19 protein-coding genes are annotated in these 23,029 nt (G+C 38.2%); 8 read left to right on the top strand and 11 right to left on the bottom strand.

All coding sequences use genetic code 11. The features are described from left to right. Nucleotides 1-51: 51 nt before the first annotated feature. Complete coding sequence (locus K322_RS19250) at nt 52-1,950, bottom strand: YgiQ family radical SAM protein (RefSeq protein WP_084158570.1); 1,899 nt, start codon at nt 1,948-1,950, stop codon at nt 52-54. Nucleotides 1,951-2,140: 190 nt separating this feature from the next. On the opposite strand from K322_RS19250, the gene K322_RS20335 reads away from it, so the two are divergent. Continuing rightward, nucleotides 2,141-3,403, top strand: coding sequence for an effector binding domain-containing protein (locus K322_RS20335; RefSeq protein WP_051290763.1), 1,263 nt, complete (start codon nt 2,141-2,143; stop codon nt 3,401-3,403). Nucleotides 3,404-3,441: 38 nt separating this feature from the next. On the opposite strand, the gene tsaE is transcribed toward K322_RS20335, so the two are convergent. Then, nucleotides 3,442-3,855: a tRNA (adenosine(37)-N6)-threonylcarbamoyltransferase complex ATPase subunit type 1 TsaE gene (gene tsaE, locus K322_RS0111105; RefSeq protein WP_026626956.1), complete on the bottom strand. Its 414-nt coding sequence runs from the start codon at nt 3,853-3,855 to the stop codon at nt 3,442-3,444. Nucleotides 3,856-3,968: 113 nt separating this feature from the next. Next, nucleotides 3,969-5,513 (bottom strand): T9SS response regulator signal transducer PorX, encoded by a 1,545-nt coding sequence (gene porX, locus K322_RS0111100; RefSeq protein ID WP_026626955.1) that lies wholly within the window; start codon nt 5,511-5,513, stop codon nt 3,969-3,971. 657 nt (nt 5,514-6,170) lie between these two features. On the opposite strand from porX, the gene rimP reads away from it, so the two are divergent. From rimP to murI, 5 genes are all read left to right on the top strand, one after another. After that, the gene (gene rimP / locus K322_RS0111095) at nt 6,171-6,638 is read left to right on the top strand and encodes a ribosome assembly cofactor RimP (RefSeq protein ID WP_026626954.1); all 468 of its coding nucleotides are present in this window, start codon (nt 6,171-6,173) and stop codon (nt 6,636-6,638) included. Between the two features lies 1 nt (nt 6,639). Further along, nucleotides 6,640-7,896 carry a transcription termination factor NusA gene (gene nusA, locus K322_RS0111090; protein WP_026626953.1) on the top strand — a complete coding sequence of 419 codons (1,257 nt, stop codon included), beginning with the start codon at nt 6,640-6,642 and terminating at the stop codon, nt 7,894-7,896. A gap of 117 nt (nt 7,897-8,013) precedes the next feature. Beyond that, entirely contained in the window at nt 8,014-10,923 is a 2,910-nt protein-coding gene (gene infB, locus K322_RS0111085) for a translation initiation factor IF-2 (RefSeq protein ID WP_026626952.1), read from the top strand. Nucleotides 10,924-11,228: 305 nt separating this feature from the next. Further along, complete coding sequence (locus tag K322_RS0111080; RefSeq protein WP_026626951.1) at nt 11,229-11,756, top strand: OmpH family outer membrane protein; 528 nt, start codon at nt 11,229-11,231, stop codon at nt 11,754-11,756. 36 nt (nt 11,757-11,792) lie between these two features. Further along, nucleotides 11,793-12,629 (top strand): glutamate racemase, encoded by an 837-nt coding sequence (gene murI / locus K322_RS0111075; RefSeq protein WP_026626950.1) that lies wholly within the window; start codon nt 11,793-11,795, stop codon nt 12,627-12,629. Between the two features lie 24 nt (nt 12,630-12,653). On the opposite strand, the gene K322_RS19240 is transcribed toward murI, so the two are convergent. The 7 genes from K322_RS19240 to K322_RS21425 form a co-directional block, all read right to left on the bottom strand. Next, on the bottom strand, nt 12,654-12,959 hold the full coding sequence (locus K322_RS19240; protein ID WP_035331942.1) for a T9SS type A sorting domain-containing protein: 306 nt from the start codon (nt 12,957-12,959) through the stop codon (nt 12,654-12,656). Nucleotides 12,960-13,094: 135 nt separating this feature from the next. Next, nucleotides 13,095-14,009, bottom strand: coding sequence for a ribonuclease Z (locus K322_RS0111065; RefSeq protein WP_026626949.1), 915 nt, complete (start codon nt 14,007-14,009; stop codon nt 13,095-13,097). Further along, nucleotides 14,006-14,587 carry a 7-carboxy-7-deazaguanine synthase QueE gene (locus tag K322_RS0111060; RefSeq protein WP_035331941.1) on the bottom strand — a complete coding sequence of 194 codons (582 nt, stop codon included), beginning with the start codon at nt 14,585-14,587 and terminating at the stop codon, nt 14,006-14,008. Before K322_RS0111060 ends, K322_RS0111065 begins: the two co-directional genes overlap by 4 nt. Further along, nucleotides 14,568-14,930 (bottom strand): 6-carboxytetrahydropterin synthase QueD, encoded by a 363-nt coding sequence (gene queD / locus K322_RS0111055; RefSeq protein WP_026626947.1) that lies wholly within the window; start codon nt 14,928-14,930, stop codon nt 14,568-14,570. Before queD ends, K322_RS0111060 begins: the two co-directional genes overlap by 20 nt. Nucleotides 14,931-15,105: 175 nt before the next feature. After that, complete coding sequence (locus K322_RS0111050; protein ID WP_051290762.1) at nt 15,106-16,257, bottom strand: endonuclease/exonuclease/phosphatase family protein; 1,152 nt, start codon at nt 16,255-16,257, stop codon at nt 15,106-15,108. Further along, entirely contained in the window at nt 16,214-17,092 is an 879-nt protein-coding gene (locus K322_RS0111045) for a rhomboid family intramembrane serine protease (protein WP_026626945.1), read from the bottom strand. Before K322_RS0111045 ends, K322_RS0111050 begins: the two co-directional genes overlap by 44 nt. Continuing rightward, complete coding sequence (locus tag K322_RS21425; RefSeq protein WP_026626944.1) at nt 17,076-17,849, bottom strand: rhomboid family intramembrane serine protease; 774 nt, start codon at nt 17,847-17,849, stop codon at nt 17,076-17,078. Before K322_RS21425 ends, K322_RS0111045 begins: the two co-directional genes overlap by 17 nt. 220 nt (nt 17,850-18,069) lie before the next feature. Here K322_RS21425 and K322_RS0111035 point away from each other — a divergent pair, with 220 nt between their 5' ends. Both K322_RS0111035 and argS read left to right on the top strand, forming a co-directional pair. Then, a complete protein-coding gene (locus K322_RS0111035) occupies nt 18,070-18,336 on the top strand; it encodes an HU family DNA-binding protein (RefSeq protein ID WP_026626943.1) in 267 nt (88 codons plus the stop codon). Nucleotides 18,337-18,432: 96 nt separating this feature from the next. Then, on the top strand, nt 18,433-20,232 hold the full coding sequence (gene argS, locus K322_RS0111030; protein WP_026626942.1) for an arginine--tRNA ligase: 1,800 nt from the start codon (nt 18,433-18,435) through the stop codon (nt 20,230-20,232). Nucleotides 20,233-20,390: 158 nt separating this feature from the next. Here argS and K322_RS0111025 read toward each other — a convergent pair whose 3' ends face one another. After that, nucleotides 20,391-22,352 (bottom strand): hypothetical protein, encoded by a 1,962-nt coding sequence (locus K322_RS0111025; RefSeq protein ID WP_035331940.1) that lies wholly within the window; start codon nt 22,350-22,352, stop codon nt 20,391-20,393. Between the last annotated feature and the right edge of the window lie 677 nt (nt 22,353-23,029).

Raw genomic sequence — 23,029 nt, 5'->3', positions numbered from 1 at the left:
TGGATTATCTTATTAAGGAACTTTCAGTTCGTTTGTGTTTTTTTAGATTTTTTACCGTCTTCCTTTTTTATTAAAATTAGGATTATAACTCTTCGGAGTTTGCGACTTGTTATTACTCCCTCCTCCGTTACCTAATCCAGCAGGATATAGTTTATTCAGTAAATCTTCACGTTTCAATCGCCTTAGAGACTTTATAATGTCCGGCTTATAATCGTTATTGTACCAAAAGAAATATTTACGCTGAGCCAGCTTTTGTTCCTTTGTCTTAGGTGTATATATTTTTTCGAGAGTATACGGGTGATAGCCTGTATAATATATTTCGGTAGCCAGTGTCATGGGGGACGGAGTAAAGTCCTGCACCTGCTCGAGGTTAAAGCCAAGCGGTTTTGTTTTCACCGCTAATTCAGCCATATCCACCTCATCGCATCCCGGATGAGACGAAATAAAGTAAGGAATAATCTGCTGCTTCATTCCATAATCAGCATTTACCTTATCAAAAACACGCTTAAACTCATAAAACTGCTCGAAACTTGGCTTACGCATATAGTTCAAAACAGTATCCGATGTATGTTCCGGCGCAACTTTCAATCTTCCGGACACATGATTCTTTATCAATTCCTGAGTGTATTCATCAGTCACCTTATTTATCTTTTCATCGGCTGATCGGTGAAGCAAAACATCGTATCGGATTCCGCTTCCGACAAATGATTTTTTAATTCCGGGTAACGCATCTACCGAACGATAAATATCCAATAAAGCCGAATGATCTGTATTCAGATTTTTACAAATACGAGGGTGAATACACGATGGACGCCTGCATTTTTCACAAACTGACTGATCTTTTCCCTTCATCCGGTACATATTAGCCGAAGGGCCGCCTAAATCACTCAAATAACCTTTAAAGTCGGGCATCTCGGTAATTTGTTTAACCTCGTTTATAATCGATTCCTTGGAGCGTGAAGCTACAAACTTACCCTGATGAGCCGAAATAGTACAGAAAGCACAACCACCGAAACAGCCACGGTGCATATTTACCGAAAATTTTATCATCTCGAATGCGGGTATCGTCTTATCCTTATATTTCGGATGGGGCAAACGGGTATAAGGCAAATCGAAAGATGTATCGATTTCCGTTTCGGTCATCGGAGGATACGGGGGATTGATAACCACATACTCCCGTCCTGCCTTTTGCACGATACGTGCAGCCTTCATCATATTTGATTGTTCCTCTACAACTTTGAAGTTTTTGGCTTGTTTGAGTTTATCCTCCAAACACTCCTCGTGAGAAAACAACTCTATATCTTTTTCTTCTTTCTGAAATTCTATAGAAAGATAAGCCACCTGTTTCACATCGGTCATTTCTGAAATAGCCTGTCCCTCTTTCAGACGATGTACAACCTCCCTTAGTGGTTGTTCGCCCATCCCATATACAAGCAGGTCTGCTCCCGAATCAAAAAGTATTGACCTCTTCAATTCATCGTCCCAATAATCATAATGGGTAACCCGTCTTAATGAAGCCTCTATTCCACCCAAAACAACGGGAATATCAGGATATAGTTCTTTTAATATTTTCGTATATACAACGGACGGACGATCAGGACGCATACCTGCACGACTATCCGGAGTATAGGCATCATCGGATCTCAAACGTTTATTGGCCGTATAATGGTTAATCATCGAATCCATCGCTCCGGCCGAAACACCAAAGAATAAACGGGGTTTTCCCAATTTACGGAAATCCCGTAAATCATCACGCCAGTTAGGCTGCGGTATAATCGCCACTTTTAGTCCTTCGCTTTCCAATATCCGCCCGACTACTGCCGCACCGAAAGCGGGATGATCAATATAGGCATCGCCCGAGAAAAGAATGACATCTACATCATCCCATCCTCTCAATTCTATTTCTTTCTTGGTTGTAGGCAACCAATCTGTCAGTTTATAATCTCTCATTGTGGTGCAAAGATAGTTATTATGTAACAGAAAGCATTTAAGGTCGCAGACCTATTTATAGCTTTGACAAGTATAACACTCTGAACTTGTTATAACTTGAAAATGTATATCCACTCGTATCCTTGTAAAATTCTTTGCTGATACACAAATAAGTTTTGTATACTTGTAATATAAAATATTTATACGCCTCATGGAACACTCCGACCTATCCCGAATTGCCCGTCTTGCATCTATATTAACACTGTTACAATCGAAAAAGATTATAACAGCCCAAATAATTGCCGATAAATTCGGGATAAGCACACGCACAGCTTATCGGGACATACGTGTTCTGGAAGAAGCCGGTATACCTATTGTTACCGAAGAAGGAAAAGGTTATTCGCTCCTGCAAGGTTATCTTCTGTCTCCGATTTCATTTACCGAAGCGGAAGCCAATGCCCTTATCACCGCAGAAAAAATTGTTGCAGTGAACAACGATGAATCATTTCGCAAAAGTTATACTGACGCTATATCTAAAATAAAAGCAACAATGAGATACAGCGTCAAAGACAAAACCGAACTTTTGTCCGACCGTATACAAGTCCGCAATAACCATTGGTATAATCAGACAAGCCGCAATCTTACCATTATTCAGTCGGCAATAACAAATTTCAGGACAATACAGATAAAATACATATCGGAAAGCGGAGAACAAACCCAACGTTCGATCGAATCTCTAGCATTATACAATACGCAAGGTAATTGGATACTTATAGCTCATTGCCGTCTGAGAAATGAGATCAGAGCTTTCCGACTCGACAGAATCAGCTCTCTGATAGAATCAGGAGACCTTTTTACCCCTCACAAATTCAATCTTCAAGATTATTTCGAAGAATGTAAGCAAAAATATTTTAGATACTCTTCAACCCTTGACACACTGATGTCACAATCCTCTGATACCTTTGCAATATCAAACAGTGAGATGCGCAATCACAACAGTAAATCAACCCATAAAAGCAAAAGTATGAAAATAGAAGAATTTTATGTTATAGGAATATTTGTCCGCACATCCAACGAACCGGGAAAAGGTGAAAAAGATATACCTGCACTATGGAAACGTTTCTCAGCAGAAAATATCCCTGGAACAATACCCAATAAAATAAATGCGGATGTATATGGAGTATACTCCGATTATGATGGAGATTGTACCCAACCATACACTCTTACTATCGGTCTAAAAGTAAGCAGCATTGACCAGATCCCCGAAGGCATGCACGCAGTGAAAGTATGCGGAGGAAGCTACGAGAAGTTTACAGGTCAAGGAAAACTGTCGGAAAATATCATTTTCAACAAATGGATGGAGATATGGCAAACAGATCTGAACAGAGAGTACAGCACAGATTTTGAATACTATCCTGCCAGTCAGTTCTTCGGAGACGAACTGAGCTTCGATATTATGATTGGGGTTAAATAACCAACAAAAAGGGCAGCTGTTCGGGCTGCCCTTTTATATCATTGTACGGAAACGGAACGCTCGCCATTCGCCTCCTCTTTTATATACACATTCACCGTATCGTGAGGCAGTAGAGACTCCACTAACTCCGGCCATTCGACAAAACAGATACTACCACTATAGAAGTAGTCTTCATAGCCGAAATCAAAAGCTTCCGACTCATTTTTAATGCGGTAAAAATCGAAATGATAAATCAACTCGCCCGTACCCGAACGATACTCATTCACGATAGCAAAAGTAGGACTGTTTATTACATCCTCCACTCCCAATTTTTCACAAATGGCTTTTATAAAAGTAGTTTTACCGGCTCCCATTTCACCATGAAAAGCGAATACGGTATTATCTCCCATTTGTTTGACAAATTCTGTTGCCGCATCATTTATAGTTTCCAGCGACTTTATCTTTATCTCCATATATCTATCTATAGATTAAGGTCTCAGACCTATTTATTATTTCGGTAAATACTATAATAAACTAATTACAACCCAAAGTATATCATTAAAGACAAAATAATTCCTATTTAACCTCACTTCGGATTCAGCGTAACCAATGGTATCAGCATTTCCTCCAAAGAAATTCCTCCATGCTGGAATGTATCGATATAATACGACACATAATAATTGTAATTATTAGGATAAGCGAAAAAATCATCATTCTGCGCAAAAATATACTTACTGCTTATATTAGGTGATGGCAACCCGATCTGCGAAGGATTACGGGATTCGTATACTTTCTTATAATTATAATCGAGATTCTTCCCAACCTTATACCTCAGGTTCGAGTTGGTTTGCTTATCGCCGATAACCTTTAACGGATTTTTCACCCTGATTGTTCCATGATCCGTTGTTAAAATTATCTTATACCCCATATCGGCAATCTTCTTAAACAAATCACTCGTACTCGAATGCCGGAACCACGAACGGGTAAGCGAACGGTAAGCAGCCTCGCTGGCAGCAAGTTCGCGTATCATCTGAGAATCAGTCCGGGCATGCGAAAGCATATCCACAAAATTTACAACAATTACGTTCAATTGGTTATTCTGCAGAGTATTGAGATTCTGTACCAATTTACTGCCGTATGACGATGTATGTATCTTGTTATAAGAAAATGAATAATTCTTTCGGAATCGATCTATCTGTGCTTTAACAAAAGCTTCTTCATTGAGGTTTTTACCCTCGTCTTCCGTATCTTCCACCCATAAATCAGGATACATTTCCGATATCTGCAAAGGCATCAAACCTGAAAATATAGAGTTGCGGGCATACTGAGTAGCCGTAGGCAGTATCGACATATACATATCTTCTTCGATCGTAAAATCGGGAGCCAGCATATCTTTAATTGCCAGCCATTGATCAAGACGAAAATTATCGATCAGAACAAAGAAAACCTTCTCTCCGTTATCGAGCAGCGGAAACAGTTTTTTCTTGAACAAGTCGGGACTAATCAACGGACGGTGTTCTGCATCATGCACCCACGACTCATAATTCTTCTTCACGAATTTCAGAAAAGAATTATTGGCATCCTGCTTCTGTGCAATAATCAGATCAAGCAAAGGGTTTTGAGTTGCTGTCAGCTCCAATTCCCAAAAGACAAGCTTACGATACACATCCGACCATTCGTCAAAAGAATCAGCAAAACCGATCTGAGCTCCTATCTTGTTAAACTCCTCCCTGTAGCCTTCGACTGTGGCTTCAGAAACTATATCATTTTTATGCAGGTTTTTCTTTATAGACGATAGAATCTGGTTTGGATTAACTGGTTTTATAAGGTAATCGGCTATTTTTTTACCGATGGCATCTGTCATTATGCCTTCATCCTCGCTCTTAGTAATCATTATCACCGGAATATTCGGATCTATTTCTTTGATCTTGCTCAAAGTCTGCAACCCTGTAAGACCGGGCATATTTTCATCTAGAAACACCAAATCGAAACTCTCAGCAGAGCAGCAATCCAAAGCATCCTGACCGCTATTCACAGTTACTATTTCATATCCCTTATCTTCAAGAAAAAACACATGAGGCCTGAGCAATTCTATTTCATCATCGGCCCAAAGTATTCGGTATTTTTTCATATTATCATATATAAGAAGGTTTAAGGTCTCAGACCTTTTTATTGGCTCACATCCGTATCGTCGAATATTATTTATCCATTCAAGTATAACAACAGCCTGTTATTGCATTGAAATACGACATTAAATACTAACTGTTACTTAATAAGCTTAATTCAAGACCAAAGTTAATGATTTATACGAATACCACTCTCTTTATTCGTTTTTTATCTATACTGACAAGGCGGTGAAGCATCTCTTGTTTATAAAGCGTTCTTTGAAATCAATAAATAACAGAATAGAAAGAAACAACATCTGAAAGGATGCATAAAAGCTGTAACTTTTGTTACCTTTTAAGGATTAAAAATCAAATTTACAGCAACAAAAAAAAAGCAACAGACAATAAAATAGATTATAAAAACCAATGATTAAAAGCGTACATAAACAGTGTTACCTTTGTAACCTTTTTGAAATTCAAAATTGATAACAGATCACTGTTGACTGATTCGGTGTAACTTTTGTTACCTTTTAGGCAAAGATTTGATTTGCCATCGGCAACTCATTCTCACATTATTAACAGGTTTTAATTTTGATACAAATATTTTTTTTACTATATTTGCATCGAAATTAAAGAGAGGAGAAGGCTGTGTGCTTTCTCTTTTTTGTTCATTAGATAAGAAAATGATAGACAAATCGCAAATAAAGGACATAGTAGACGAGCATCTATTGCAGTCTGATGTATTTCTGGTTGATGTAACTGTCAGACCGGGCAATCTCATTGTTGTTGAAATAGACAGCAAAGACGGGGTGAGCATAGATGAATGCATCAAACTGAGCAAAGAAATAGAATCTCACTTCGACCGTGATGTGGAAGATTTCGAGTTAGAAGTAGGCTCGGCAGGAATTACATCTCCTTTCAAAATACAAAAGCAGTACGAAAAAAATATAGGTAACGAAGTTGAAGTATTGACAAAAGACGGAAAGAAATTGACCGGGGTGCTTAAAGACTCCAACGATTCATCTTTTATCGTTACAATCTCTAAGATGGAAAAACCCGAAGGTGCAAAACGCAAAATTGCAGTAGAGGAAGACCTCACCTTTGGTTATGACGAAGTAAAATATACAAAATATCTAATCAGATTCAAATAACATGGCTAAGAAAGAAGTTATAAACATGATTGATACCTTTTCGGAATTTAAGGAACTGAAAAGTATCGACCGTATGACAATGATAAGTGTGCTTGAGGACTCATTCCGTAACGTTATCGCTAAAATGTTCGGAACAGACGAAAACTACGATGTCATCATCAACCCCGACAAAGGAGACCTTGAAATATGGCGCAACCGTACCATCGTTGAAGATGAAGAACTGGAAGATCCGAACACCGAAATATCACTAACTGATGCCAAAAAAATAGACGAAGATTTCGAAGTCGGAGAAGATGTGACAGACGAAGTATTTTTCGAAGATTTCGGTCGCCGTGCGATCCTGAATCTACGTCAGACTCTAGCTTCAAAAATCCTTGAACTTCAAAAAGATACACTCTACAATAAGTACAAAGAAAAAATCGGAGAAATTGTATCCGGAGAAGTTTACCAGATCTGGAAAAAAGAGATCCTGCTTTTAGATGACGAAAAAGAAGAACTGCTTTTACCAAAAACAGAGCAGATACCTAGCGACTTTTTCAGAAAAGGAGAGCATGTGAGAGCTGTTGTTGAACGTGTAGACAACAAAAACAATAATCCCAAAATTATTCTTTCGCGTACATCTCCAGTCTTTTTGGAAAGACTGTTTGAACTGGAAGTACCTGAAATCAACGATGGACTTATAACCATCAAAAAGATTGCACGTATCCCCGGAGAACGCGCCAAAGTAGCTGTTGAATCATACGATGACCGCATTGATCCCGTAGGAGCCTGCGTGGGTATGAAAGGATCACGTATACACGGTATTGTACGTGAATTGAGAAACGAAAATATCGATATAATCAATTATACCTCAAACATGAACCTGTATATACAGCGCGCTTTGAGTCCTGCTAAAATCACCTCGATAAAACTAAATGAAGAGGAAAAGAGAGCCGAAGTATTTCTTCGCCCCGAAGAAGTTTCTCTGGCTATCGGTAAAGGCGGACTCAACATTAAGCTGGCAGGTATGCTAACAGGCTTTACTATTGATGTATATCGTGATATTGACGATTTTGACGAAGAAGATATCTACTTAGATGAATTTCGTGACGAAATTGACGAATGGGTAATCGAACAATTGAAAAAGGTAGGATACATCACTGCGAAAAACGTTTTGGCTGCAGACAAAGAAACAGTCGCCAAAGACGCCGATTTGGAAGATGACACAGTGAACGAGCTATTTGCTATCCTGAGTGCCGAGTTTCAGGACGAAGAATAATACTTATTTGGTATTTCTATGATTTCTTAATACTTTTGTACAATATACAGAATATTGACAGAAGTAAGAAACCTATCCTTTTCATCCTGTTCATATTTCATGACTTAAAAAAAACGTATGTCTATAAGATTAATAAAAGTTTCAAAAGATTTGAATGTAGGAATCAGCAGCCTTGTTGAATTCCTGCAGAAGAAAGGCTTTACCATTGAGGCAAATCCGAATACAAAGATTGAAGATGAACAATACGATCTGCTTATAGCAGAATTTGGCAAGGATAAGAAAATAAAACTGGCATCGGACAGAAATAAAGAACTTCAGAAGGAGAAAAGAAAAGAAGCTCAACAGGAACAACTACAGACTGAAAATCAAACAGCAGTTAACGAAGAACCTGAAGAATTCAAAGTTGAAATCCCTGAAGATATAAAACCTCATATTCAGATAATAGACAAAATAGATCTGGATAACCTGAACAAGCCTAAACATAATATCCCTGCCCCTGCTAAGGAAGAAGAACCAGAGCAAGAGGAGGAAAAGGAAGTAGAAATTATTACCGAATCAGTGATAGATAAACAGGAAGAAAAAGTAGCTCCGGTTGAAGAAAATATCGAAGCAGAAAAAGTAGCTTTGGAAAAACCTGCCGAAGCCCCCATAAATTCAACTACAGAAGAAGAGCCTCAAGCTCCGGTTGAATCAGAACAAGATGTAAAGCAAGAGAAAACCTCCGATGACGATGACGATGTATTCAGACTGAAAAGCCCGACATTAAAATCGAACATTGTAGTAAAAGGAACTATCGACCTTAGTGCAATCAATGACAAAACCCGTCCTGCGAAAAAGACGAAAGCCGAAAAACGCAAAGAAAGGATGGATAAAGAGCTGGCTGACACAAAGAAGGTTAAAGAAAATACTGTAAAACTACTGAAGAAAGAAAGTGTAGACGAACAGAAAAAAGCATCTCACACTGCCGGAGAAGAAGATCCTTCGAAAAAGAAAAGAGCCCGTATCAAAAAAGGGAAAGTAGATATCGAAAAAGGAGCTCCGACTGGACAACCCGCAGGAAACAGAGACAGATCTAAACAACCTCATCTACGCAAACCGGGACATCCAGTATTGAAAACTGAGGTTAGTGAAGAAGATGTACAAAAACAAATAAAAGAAACTTTGGCCCGCCTGACCAATAAAGGAGGTAAAAACAAAGGATCTAAATACCGTAAGGAAAAGAGAGAAGCCGTATCTCACAAACAGCAAGCTGAGCAGGAACAACAAGAACTGGAAAGCAGAATTCTGAAAATAACAGAGTTCGTTACAGCGAATGACCTGGCGAATATGATGAATGTTCCGGTTGTTCAAGTCATTTCAACATGTATGAGTATCGGTATGATGGTTTCTATCAATCAAAGATTGGATGCTGAAACTATTAATATCGTTGCAGAAGAATTCGGATTTAAGACGCAATATGTGAGTGCCGAAGTTGTAGAAGCAATATCCGAAGAAGAAGATTTGGAGGAAGATTTGGAACCACGTGCACCTATCGTAACAGTAATGGGACACGTTGACCATGGTAAAACTTCTTTGCTCGACAACATTCGCCAAACAAACGTTATTGCTGGCGAAGCCGGAGGTATCACTCAGCATATTGGAGCCTACAATGTTAAATTGAAAGATGGTCGCCGTATCACATTCCTGGATACACCCGGTCACGAAGCATTTACTGCGATGCGTGCTCGTGGAGCACAAGTTACCGATATCGCTATCATCATTGTAGCAGCCGACGACAATGTCATGCCTCAGACAAGAGAAGCTATTAATCATGCAACCGCAGCAGGCGTGCCTATTGTTTTTGCAATTAATAAGATAGATAAACCGGGAGCTAACCCCGAAAAGATAAAAGAAACCCTTGCCGGGATGAACTACCTTGTAGAAGAATGGGGTGGAAAATATCAATCACAAGATATTTCAGCGAAACAAGGACTAGGCGTAGATGAATTACTTGAAAAAGTATTGCTTGAAGCCGAACTTTTAGACTTAAAAGCGAATCCGAATAAGCGGGCAACAGGTTCGGTTATTGAATCGTCACTTGATAAAGGACGCGGATATATATCAACAGTACTTGTTCAGAACGGAACTCTTAAACAAGGAGACATTGTCTTAGCAGGAACCTACTACGGACGCGTGAAGGCCATGTTCAACGAGCGTAACCAACGCTCCGAAAGCGCAGCTCCGGCTGCTCCGGCATTAATTCTCGGATTAAATGGTGCACCTCAGGCTGGTGATATCTTTCACGTCCTGGAAACAGAACAAGAAGCAAGAGACATTGCGACCAAACGTGAACAATTACAACGTGAACAAGGTTTACGTACCCAGAAGATACTTACTCTCGACGATATAGGCCGCCGTATTGCTATCGGTAACTTCCAACAGCTGAACGTTATTGTTAAAGGTGATGTGGACGGATCTGTAGAAGCTCTATCAGATTCATTGATCAGACTTTCAACCGAAGAAATTCAGGTGAATGTGATCCATAAAGCAGTCGGAGCCATTTCCGAGTCGGATATTACTTTGGCAGCAGCATCAGATGCAATTGTAATCGGATTCCAGGTACGCCCATCTATGGCTGCAAGAAAAGCCGCAGAGAGGGATGGTGTAGAAATACGTTTATATTCTATTATCTACGACGCGATCGACGAAGTAACATCGGCAATGGAAGGTATGCTTTCTCCGGATATCAAAGAAGAGATTACAGCAAATGTTGAAGTACGGGAAGTATTCAAGATCACTAAAGTCGGAACAGTTGCCGGATGTATGGTCAAAGAAGGAAAAATCAAGCGTTCGAATAAAATACGACTTATCCGTGACGGTATTGTGATCTACTCAGGAGATCTGGGCTCTTTGAAACGTTTCAAAGACGATGTTAAAGAAGTATCCTTCGGATATGAGTGCGGATTGAATATTCACAACTACAATGATATCAAAGTAGGTGATATTATCGAAGCTTTTGAAGAAATAGAAGTAAAGAAAACATTGTAATAAAAAAAGATTTATTATATTTGTACCCTATAACCTAAGAAAAAAACCAATTGATAGTTGTAACCAAGCGATCATGCCTTGAAATCGGTGGTACCAACCATACCACCGAAAACACACAGCTATCAATCAGGTTTAAAGGTTAAGATTCTTCAAGTTCAGCTAAATCACACATTTTCTTCCGATATACATTCTTTCTATAATCAGAATAGAAAAGTCTTAATGTAACGATCTTTAATCATAACTAATTGTTTCTATTATAATATATAAGAATAATAAACAGGTCTATGACCCTCAACCTGAAGACAATGATTAAGAAGATTATTTTTTCGCTGGTATTTATTTTTACAATAGCATATAGCACAGAGCTTAAAGCTCAGTTATCAGATAAAGTGGCTTATATTAATTCGGTTGAACTGTTAGAATCAGTTCCGGGAAAGCCCGAAGCGACAAAAGCTATTGAAGAGCTAAACAAGAAATACAAAGACGAGCTGGCAGTCATGCAGAATGACTACAACAATAAATATACAAACTTTCTTGCCAACCAGAACAATCTTGCAGAAAGCATTAAACTTCGCCGGATGCAGGAACTTTATGAATTGGAGCAAAACATAACACGTTTTATGAAAGTTGCGCAAGAAGATATTGAAAGTCAGCAACAACAACTGATAGAACCACTGAAAGAAAAAATGCAGGATGCTATCCGCCAAATAGGGATGGAGCAAGGATATGCCGTTATTTACGACACTGCTAATCCGGCCATTGCGTTTATAACACCGGATGCTATTGATGCCAATTCTCTTGTTAGATCAAGACTGCAACAGATCAAACGATAAAAGACAGGGGATATAAATCCCCTTTTTTCATTTTATATGCAAAACAATTTAGAGTCGGGAGCCATAGGGGTATTTGATTCAGGATATGGAGGGTTAACTATTCTATCCGAAATACAGAGCTTATTACCGCAATATAACTATATATACTTAGGAGATAACTCAAGAGCTCCTTATGGATCACGTTCATTCGATATAGTATATGAGTTTACCAAACAAGCCGTATTTGCGCTGTTCGAACAGGGCTGTAATCTGGTTATTTTAGCATGTAATACAGCCTCAGCTAAAGCCTTGAGAACAATACAGCAAAACGACCTTCCAAAGATAGATCCTCGAAAAAGAGTACTGGGAATAATAAGACCAACTGCCGAAATGGTAGGGCAGATAACCAAGACCGGACATATCGGAATACTGGGTACTCAGGGTACAATACAATCTGAATCATATCCCTTAGAAATACATAAGATATATCCCGAAATCACAGTCAACTCACATGCCTGTCCTATGTGGGTTCCCTTAGTCGAAAACAACGAATATAATAAGTCCGGAGCCGACTATTTTGTAAAGAAGGGAATAGATGACATCCTACAAAAAGACAACCTCATAGATACGCTTATATTAGGTTGTACACACTACCCCTTATTATTGGACAAGATAAAGCAATACGCTCCTAAAGAAGTCAATATTATATCTCAAGGAAAATACATCGCGGAAAGCCTGAAAGACTATCTATACAGACATCCCGAGATGGACTCAATATGTTCGAAAGAAGGAACAACAAAATACCTGACAACCGAATCGGCTGCAAAATTTAAAGAATCTGCAACTATATTCCTGAACAGAGAAGTTACAGCTGAAAGAATTAACTTGGATTGAGATTTTACTTTGAGTAAAGAAAACTCATTTCACAACTATTTTCTTAGTCACATTGTCCGACTTAAGAATATAGTACCCTTTGGGAAGATTTACACGACTGGTGCAAACACCGCCATTCACTACAAATGTAGTCACTTTAGAACCTAGCACATTAAACACTTCAACGACCCCATCTTGGGGTAAACTTTGTACTGAAATTTTCTCGCCGTTTATTACAACTTCAATACCCTGACGATCATTATCAAAGTCTGAACCTCTCTTTTGGGCAAATCCCAAGATAGGCAAACTTGTGAAAATGATAATCAAAAATATCTTGTACAGTTGTTTCATTATATTTATCCCTTAAAATCTAAACGAGAGAATTCATTAATTTGCTCGAGTATAAAAAAGTGCGTGACCTTATATTTGCAAATATACAAATTCTTATAGACAAAAGTGCCTGCTGCTATTTTTTTTTCTTCTAAATTATAATTTTTCCACAATAGTTTCGTTGGCAAGTATAACATTCTTAAAAACCGACTTCGCTTCATCAGCAAAATCCTGTTCATTATCGTATCTCGAAGAATAATGTCCGAGCATTAGTTTTTTCACCTGAGCCTTAGCTGCTATCGTTGCAGCTTGCCTGGCTGTACTATGCCTAGTCATAGCTGCTCTGGCTGCATTATCTTCCAGAAATGTAGATTCGTGATACAATAAATCGGCCCCTTTTATTATCGGAATAATATCCTCTTTATACGCTGTGTCCGAACAATAAGCATACTTTCTCACAGGGATACGAGGCTTAGTCAGACGACTATTAGGAACTACTTCTCCCGATGGCATTATATAATCTTCTCCTTTCTTAATTTTGGATAATTCTTTAAGAGGAATATCATAAAAACGAATCATATCTCCATTCAAATTCAAGTCTGCCTCTACCTCCTCAAAGAGGAAACCGGCGCAAGGCATTCTGTGATCAAGAGGAATAGTACTTACACGTATTGACCGATCAGAATAGATAACTTCGTTCTTAGATGAATCAAAAGGCTTAAATATTACCTTATAAGACATTCCGCTACAAAAGAAATCCAATTGAGGACGAAGTATTCCTTCCAGCTCAGGAACCGAATGAATAGTCAAATCTCCTGTACGACCTAACAAACCCAATGTCGAAATAAGCCCTATCAAGCCAAAACAGTGGTCTCCATGCAAATGCGAAATAAATATTTGGCTGAGACGTCCGAAATGCAAACGCGAACGCCGGAACTCAAGTTGAGCACCTTCTCCGCAATCTATCATAAAAAGCTTTTCACGAATATTCAATACTTGAGCCGATGGCACATGTTTCATTGTCGGAAGTGCAGAACCACAGCCTAAGATATACAATTCAAACTTATTCATTCAATATGTATCAGTTTATGTACCTGTAAGCTAAGCGTCCATCGAGTATCGGCCTTAACTTGCTCTACACAATAGTTTATATTCTCCGTATTGGGCTTATCGCCATCAAATACAGGACTTACAAAATATTTATCCGCAACCGGAAAAATATCTATATCCGGCAACACATCTCCATTCAGTAACGGAATCCTTATCTCATTGACTCTGGGGATCAGCTCCTTTATTCTCGAATAATTTACTTTGGGACTACAAGTAATATAATCAATTAAAGAAGGAACAGGCTTTGTTCCATTTGTTTCTATAGCTTGCTTGTACCCTCTCTCTTTAAAAAAAGCCAGATGATCGTTTTTAAGCTGTAATGTAGGCTCTCCCCCTGTCCAGATGATCCACTTACAAGGGAACTTACTTATCACATTCAAAATATCATCTAAAGACATATCATCTCCATCGGCAAAATCAGTATCACAAAAAGAACAAGCAAGGTTACATTTTGTAAGCCTGATAAAAATTGAAGGCTCTCCTACCCTTCCTCCCTCACCTTGAAGTGAATAAAATATCTCATTTACCGTCAGCTTCATATATAGCAGTAGTTTTAGGAGTCTCGGATACTTCCACAGCATAAATCTGAGGAATAGATTCCGCAAAGATCTCATATAAGGTACGAGCCAAATTCTCAGCTGTAGGGTTCATGTCGAAGATATCGTTCAAATGCCTGTGATCAAGTTTATCATCTATAAATTGTTTGATAACACTTAGTTCTCTGTAATCTTTCACAAAACCGACATCGTTCAAAACATCAGATTTGAGATGAATTGTCACAATATAATTATGTCCGTGCATTCTCCCGCAAGGATGCCCTTCGGGTAAGCCTTCCAGAATATGAGAGGCCGAAAATGCAAATTGTTTACTTATTTTATACATCACTTTTTAGTTTTTAAGGTCTCAGACCTACTTGTATGCTTTGTAAGCATGATAACATCAGTCTGTTATCGCTTTTTAAGATATGTCATCAATACTTTCTGTTAGCAAGTAAAAAACCGAAGCCTTCTTAGGCTGCGACAAACTTGTCTGAACAGAATAAAAAAAGCCTAAGACTCTAATTCAAATCAAGACAAGTCCAAACCGGATAATGATCCGAGAAGTTCACTTTATCAATAGTAGTATTATACGCTTTTACATTCTTAGAATGCATTATAAAATCGATTCTGAACCAGAAAAAATTCTCATGATAAGTAATTCTGGGTCCAAAAGCTGTTTCGACATAAGAGTCTACTAAATTTTTAGATATCGTCCTGTATGTATAAGATATAGGAGTATCATTAAAATCTCCGCAGACAATAGTGGCATCAGTTTTCTGCTCACTTATATAGTGGGCTATGAGATCAGCCTGAGGAGCACGTACTTTATATGCGCCACCAAGCTTACGCTCCAGATTATGTGTTATCTCATCAAGCATCTGAGAATCGCGTTGCTTAATAAACTTCTTATACATTTTTTTGTCATCAGAAGCCAGACGATTCGATTCCAGATGGTTATTAATCAAAGTAATTCTTTTACCATCCACATCTATCTCATATAACACCGAACCATTATCACTAGTTACAATAGGAATAGGCAAAACTTTCTTTATCGGATATTTCGATAAGCAAAGCAAACCATATTCATACCGATCCCCAGGCCGTAACTTAGTCATTGAATAATAAGGATACTTCTTCAAAGCTTTAAGCAAATTACGAGTATTAGTTTTCACACCCCATCCTACGCTCAAATACTCCTGCATACAGATAATATCCGGATCAACTGATTTAATATACTCAACCATAGGATGTTTCTTATCCCATCCTCTGTTTACATCCCACGCAAAACCCCTTACATTATACGTCATCACCTTCAATGTTTTCTCAGGAGCCTTAGATGAAAAGATATTCACGGGAAAATATGCGGTAATGGGTTTAATACAGATAAGTATAACCAAAATATTTACAGCAAGCATCTTCCATTTTCTGGCAAAACTCCAGACAAACAGAAAAAGGATAGCCGCAATAAATGTAAAAGCAAACCCTAACCCAAGATAGGCAAATATAGAAAACCTTTCGGGAGATACAGTCCAAGTCAACCACGAAGACAACAATAACAAAAGGGTAAAAATATTCAGCCCAAAAGCTATCGATTTCAAAAAACGCCGTATCCCTCTGAAAAATCTGTTATTTATTGCTTGCATCGAATAATCTCTTTTTTTCTTCGTCATTCAGGCTATTATAGCCCGACTGTTTTATCTTATCCAAGATACGGTCTATCTCAACTTCATTGCTGTGCCGTTGCTGGTTATACTGCTCATCTGTCTTTCCCTTACGATAAGACACCTTCATTTTGGGTGATCTTTTGAACAGATTAGCTACCCGGTCTATCAGATAATTAAACCATTTTGTAATATCCCGTCCTTTCAGATATTGAGTTGCAAACAGATAGCCGAACACAGCTCCTCCAATATGAGCAACATGACCTCCAGTATTACTACCTCCTCCTAAGGCAATAAAGTCCAACAGAAAGATAAACAGAGCTATATATATAATCTTAATTCTACCCAAGAATAAGAGTCCTACTTCAAGATTCCGATTATAAAAAGCCGCAGCAAATATAATTGCAGTTACAGCTCCTGATGCACCTATCATAGAAGAGGCTCCCAACCCTACAAAATAAGGAATGGTATTAAATGTCAGAATATAAAATAATGCACCCGCAATACCGCCCAGAATATATACAGCGACCAGATGTTTAGACGTAAAATAAGAACGGAATATAAGCCCGAACCAATACAACATAAGCATATTGAAAAGGATATGCCAGATATCATAATGCAAGAACATATAAGTAAACAATGTCCAAAAATGGCTTAACGCAGTATGGACATTAGACGAAACCTCAAAGTAAATGCCTAAATCGGGGTAATTAATTTCAAATAAAACGCCTATCACCCTAAATATCGCACATACTGCAAATATTGCAACATTAACGAAAATCAGCGTAAAAAGAGTATCTTTTTTTCTTAATATATCTCTTATAGAATTAATAAAACCTGCCATTTTTCTTATTTCTCTTTTTCCAGTACAACACCAAAATCAATCCGGTAAGCAGACCTCCCAAATGAGCAAAATGAGCAACATTGTCTCCTGCTTTATTCCACACTCCCAAGAAAAGCTCAATAAGTCCGTAAATAATTACAAAATACTTTGCTTTGATAGGAACAGGAATAGGTATCACCATCAATTCCACATATGGGAACATAATTCCGAAAGCAACTAATATCCCGAAAACCGCACCGGAGGCCCCTACTGTAGTACCCACATTGGCAAGATAGAGTAATTCATTCAGTTTAGCCATAGCCGGATCGCTGTAAGTCATACCCTTTTCTATCAGAGCGGCTCCCTTCACATACACTTCGGCCACCATTTCGGGGGACAGATTCATCTCTGCAAATTTAATACGAAGAAACATTACGAGAATATTGGCCAAGGCAGCCCCTATTCCGGTTATGATATAATAAAACAGAAAACGCTTACCACCCCATACAAGTTCAAGTGTCCGACCAAACATGTACACCGCAAACATATTGAACAATACATGCATGATACCTGATGGATCGTGCAAAAACATATATGTAATTATCTGGTGAGGATAAAACTGATCCGAACTGAAATAATGGAGTCCCAGATAGTCACTAAGATCTATTCCTCTTGATAAAAACAACATCTGAGCCAACCAACATATAACATTGATGATTATGATATTGAGTGTAACCGGAGGAACCGAACTAAAAAAACCTCTATTGCTTTGATTCATAAAATATCAATAAGTATTTAACGCAAATTTACGGATATTTTCCTTTTGGTCATTAGAATTAAGTTCCATATCCCTTAAAAATTCAATAAATCGTTGATTTAACTTATGTTTTGGCGTTTTTTTTTGATAGTTACTAAACTATAATCTATATTTGGTGTTTGAATATTAGGCAAATCATTAAACAAATCAAATTTTTTATTAATTTTTTTATTGCATTATTATGAATAAGACTGAACTAATTAATGCTATTTCAGAAAAAGCTGGATTAAGCAAAGTTGATTCAAAAAAAGCATTGGATGCTTTTATCGAAACTGTAGGTGAAGAATTGAAGAAAGGCGAAAAAATCGCTCTTGTTGGTTTCGGAACATATTCTGTTACAGAAAAAGCTGCAAGAAAAGGTATCAATCCTAGAACTAAAGCAACAATCAACATCCCTGCTAAAAAAGTTGTGAAATTCAAAGCAGGAGCTGAATTAGCAAATTTGTAATTACAAATCAAAAAAAACAAGAAGACAGGAAGGAGTTACTCTTTCCTGTTTTTTTGTAGCTTTGTACTTTATAGATAAAAATGAAAGTTTAGAAGGATGAAGATAGAACAAGCAATTGAGGCTAGTATTGCATCGGCAATTAAAGAGCTTTATGGTACAGAAGTAGAAGCGTCGCTGACCCAATTACAGAAGACACGCAAAGAGTTTAAGGGACATTTAACCCTAGTAACCTTCCCGTTTCTGAAAATATCCCGAAAAAGCCCCGAGCAAACAGCACAGGAAATAGGCGAATGGCTTTCTGCCAACAGCCCTTATATATCCGGTTTTAATGTCGTAAAAGGATTCTTGAATTTAGAAATTGCCGGAAAATGTTGGCTGGAACTCTTATCCGACATAAACTCTCTGCCTGAATATGGCATCATCAGAGCTGCAGATAATTCGCCGCTGGTAATGATAGAGTATTCATCACCTAATACAAATAAACCCCTACACCTTGGACATATCCGCAATAACCTGTTAGGATATTCTATCTCCGAAATACTACAGGCAAATGGAAACAGAGTTGTAAAAACGAATATAGTAAACGATCGGGGCATCCATATCTGTAAATCGATGCTCGCATGGAAAAAGTGGGGCAATGGAGAGACTCCCGAATCAACAGGAGAAAAAGGCGACCACCTTGTAGGAAAATTCTATGTTTTATTTGATAAACACTATAGAGAAGAACTGAAGAACCTACAGGAACAAGGTCTGACAAAAGAAGAAGCTGAAGCAAAATCTTCATTAATGGCGGAAGCCCGTGAAATGCTTCGCCTCTGGGAAAATGGAGACAAAGACACTGTAGAACTTTGGAAAAAAATGAACAGTTGGGTCTATGCCGGATTCGACGAAACATACAAAGTATTAGGGGTTAATTTCGATAAGATATATTACGAATCCGAAACTTACCTTAATGGTAAAGACGAAGTATTAAGAGGTCTCAAAGAAGGAACATTCTTCAAAAAAGAAGACAATTCCGTCTGGGCGGATTTGACAGGAGAAGGACTCGACCAAAAACTCCTTTTACGCGGAGACGGCACGTCGGTATATATGACTCAGGACATAGGTACAGCCAAACTGCGTTATGATGATTACCACATAGATAGAATGGTTTATGTAGTTGGAAATGAGCAAAACTACCACTTTCAGGTATTAGCAATACTTCTTGACAAGCTGGGTTTCAAGTTTGGAAAAGACTTAGTACACTTTTCTTATGGAATGGTAGAATTACCCAAAGGAATGGGACGCATGAAATCGCGTGAAGGAACTGTTGTTGATGCAGATGACCTTGTCGAAGAAATGGTAGTCACTGCCCGTGAAACTTCCGATGAATTAGGCAAACTGGACAACTGCACCGAAGGCGAAGCCAACAACATAGCCCGTATCGTAGGACTTGGTGCATTAAAGTATTTCATACTGAAAGTAGACCCCAAAAAGAACATGGTCTTCAATCCGAAAGAATCTATCGATTTCAACGGTAATACAGGTCCTTTTATTCAGTATACATATGCCCGCATACAATCGGTATTACGTAAAGCTGCCGAAACAGGAATAAAGATTTCCGATGCGATGGATAATAGTATACAACCAACAGAAAAAGAAGAATCCTTAATCCAACTCTTAGCAGAATTTGCGGCTGTAGTTAAACAGGCCGGAGACGAGTACAGTCCGGCAATTATCGCTAACTATATATACGAGTTGGTAAAAGAGTACAACCAATTCTACCACGATCACTCGATATTGAAAGAAGAAAACGGAGCTATCCGCAATTTCAGATTGATTCTTTCTCTTAATATATCACGTACAGTACAAAAAGGTATGCAGCTGCTGGGAATAGAAGTTCCGGACAGAATGTAAGGGCTTATATCATATATTATTAAGAAAGGTAACATCCTATGCAGATGTTACCTTTTTTCATTGTGCCGAAATTTTCATCAAATTTTAGGTATGGATAAAATAAAGGAGACAGTTTAATTGTCTCCTTTATTAACTACACTCTAATCATGCTTCTCTTTTTATTTCTGAGCCCTCTTATACTCTTCTGCTGTCTGAATACACCATGCCATAGCATTAGCTGCAAAAACGGCATTATACACCTGAAAAGTTGATGACATCCCGGAAATTGTTCCTGCCCCATAATTAGGCTTATACGTAGGATAATTTGAGAAGGTTGTACCCTTAATTGTTTTCGTTGCCAATTTAAATGGACATATAATGTTGGATGTACCAGCATCATTGGAAGTAAAGCCTCCATCTCCGACCCAAACAAAAGGTAAAGTCCGATGGCGGAAAGCTGTCGCGGCATTCATTATCTCCGCATTACCACTAGCCACATTCACATTGTTGGAATACAGCACAACCTGATCCAATGGTAGGTTTATAGCATAATTTGTGGTAGATGCATCCTCACCCCAATACAAGCCGGTCAGATTTCCGAAAGGCCCGTCTAAAATAGGGTCGGTAATAGTCGGATAACGATAAATCGATCCGGGAGGATTAGTACCTACTCCAGCGACAAAATTAATATCACTTTTCTCAAATATCTTTCTGAAAATCTTATTATTCAACACCGGAGCTTCACTAAACATAAGAAGAATACCTCCTCCATGCACAAAATTATAAATATCCTCGAGCTGATTCGTTGTTATATTATCCCACAATGATGCAGCCGTCCCGATACCGCCAGTCCATCCGATATACAAGATATCGACAGCCGGATACTGACTCGTTCCAAATAATAAATTATGAAATTCCTGATCTCTGGCAGTAGAATTAAAATAGCCAGCATCTCGCGAAACAATTGTCCGTCCATCATCAGCTCCCTCATTAGAGGTAATGCCCGTTCCTTTATTCTTAAATCCTGAATAACGAACTATACTATTACGCAATGGTCCAAAATTAAGAGGATCGGTTATCATCTTATTCGAAGCCGTACCAACAGATCCGAAGTTATAACCGTAAGCATTATTTGTTGCAATGGTAAGGATTCGTTTCGGAGGAATGATAATCCAAACCTCAGCAATACAGGTTGCTGTAGAAGATTCGCTATTAGAACGGATGTATAGACTTTTGGTTGATGTTTTATACGGCACACCCTCACCTTGCAAACGTACAGTCTGAGGAGTGGAAGACAAGACTCCTGATCCTTTAAATTTAATACCATCCACTTCATTGGTTTCTATTTCATAAGTAGCACCGTACGATGTTGACTCAACATTCAAAACCACTTCTATATAGTTTGACGCATCCAAGGCCTTCTCTTCATAATATTCTCCATAAACTACTGTGCCTGAACAAGACATAGTATAACGAGGACGAATAGCCGAATTTTTCACTTCTATCTCAAAAGTACAAGCAGGCTGTGAACCGTTCATCCTTACTCCATTCAAATCTATTGTAAAATGATCTTTATCCGGATTAGAATAATTTATAGGAGTACCCATTGCCGGAATACGGAGAGTATAAGTTCCCTCCGACAAAAATTCACCCGAAGCCGTAAAGAAATATCCATTTTCTTTATTAGGGTCTGTTATTGTGGCCGAGATAGAATAAGTCCCTCGTTTGGTGACATCAACAGTTACAGATATAAAATTAGCAGAACCGGTTTCCACCCCATTCTTATATTCGCCACTGACCGATACTTTGCTACAATCCATCGTGAAAACAGCCTTACTTGCTTTTCCGCAAATACTTTTCCATTCTTTTTCCAGACGGTTGTAATAGTTATAGCAATCTTCATCTATATTATAGATAAGGATACCGTTATCATCTTTAACATCGGCAATAACCATCTGGTCACGTTGTTCAGTCCTTAATCTGGGCACAAGGATGCCTTTGGGAATAGTATCAGATCCATTCACAATATTTTTCACATCCAGCTCTGTCAGCCGATGCGGATTTTCGGTATTTATTCCCACCTGCGCTTGCAGAATCACCGAGCTGATAAGGAATAATAATACTAAATAAAACTTCTTCATTGTCATTCTTTAATTTGTAATTTTAATATCGAGAGTTGATTTTCAAACCTATAAAATAACGGCAGGATGCAATCTCTGCGTCCTACCGCAACAAGGAGTCTACTCCTTTTCAGGATATTTGCCTGTACGACACACGAACAACAACAAAACAACGTGTTTATACGAGACATCCTGTTATCCCAACTATAACAGAAGTTGAAAAATAGTCCGATAAGTATATGTATAAATAGAGGCATAGCAAAACTCATTGCATCGGTATGATACAACAAACACCTTTTTATTCTATATAGGTAGAATTTAGATTGGCGAACTAATTTAAGTTTTATTCGCCTATGTAGTATACGCCTGTGCGTGCGCGTGTGTGGTCTCTCTCTCTCTCTCTCTCTCTCTCTCTCTCTCTCTCTCTCTCTCTCTCTCTAATATTTTAGCACATATATGCAAGCCTAAATCGTTAAAATTTAGAATACCCCATATATTTTTTATGTTAGAAAAAATCGCCATCTAGCTGGATAAGAGATTATTTTACAGGGCAAATATATGTATATATATTTTAACACGCAAGATATCCACCCTTTTCTCTCTTTCAAAACCTCAATACAACTTTCTCTAGCAGCGCTTTAGCCAAAATATCACGTATCCTTTTTAACTCTTGAAACTCTCCAAGGATAGCTGTTGCT

It is taken from the genome of Indolivaga capnocytophagoides DSM 22835 (genome assembly GCF_000426485.1).
GTDB lineage: Bacteria > Bacteroidota > Bacteroidia > Bacteroidales > Dysgonomonadaceae > Dysgonomonas_A > Dysgonomonas_A capnocytophagoides.
This window is presented reverse-complemented; position numbering and strand designations above follow the sequence as displayed.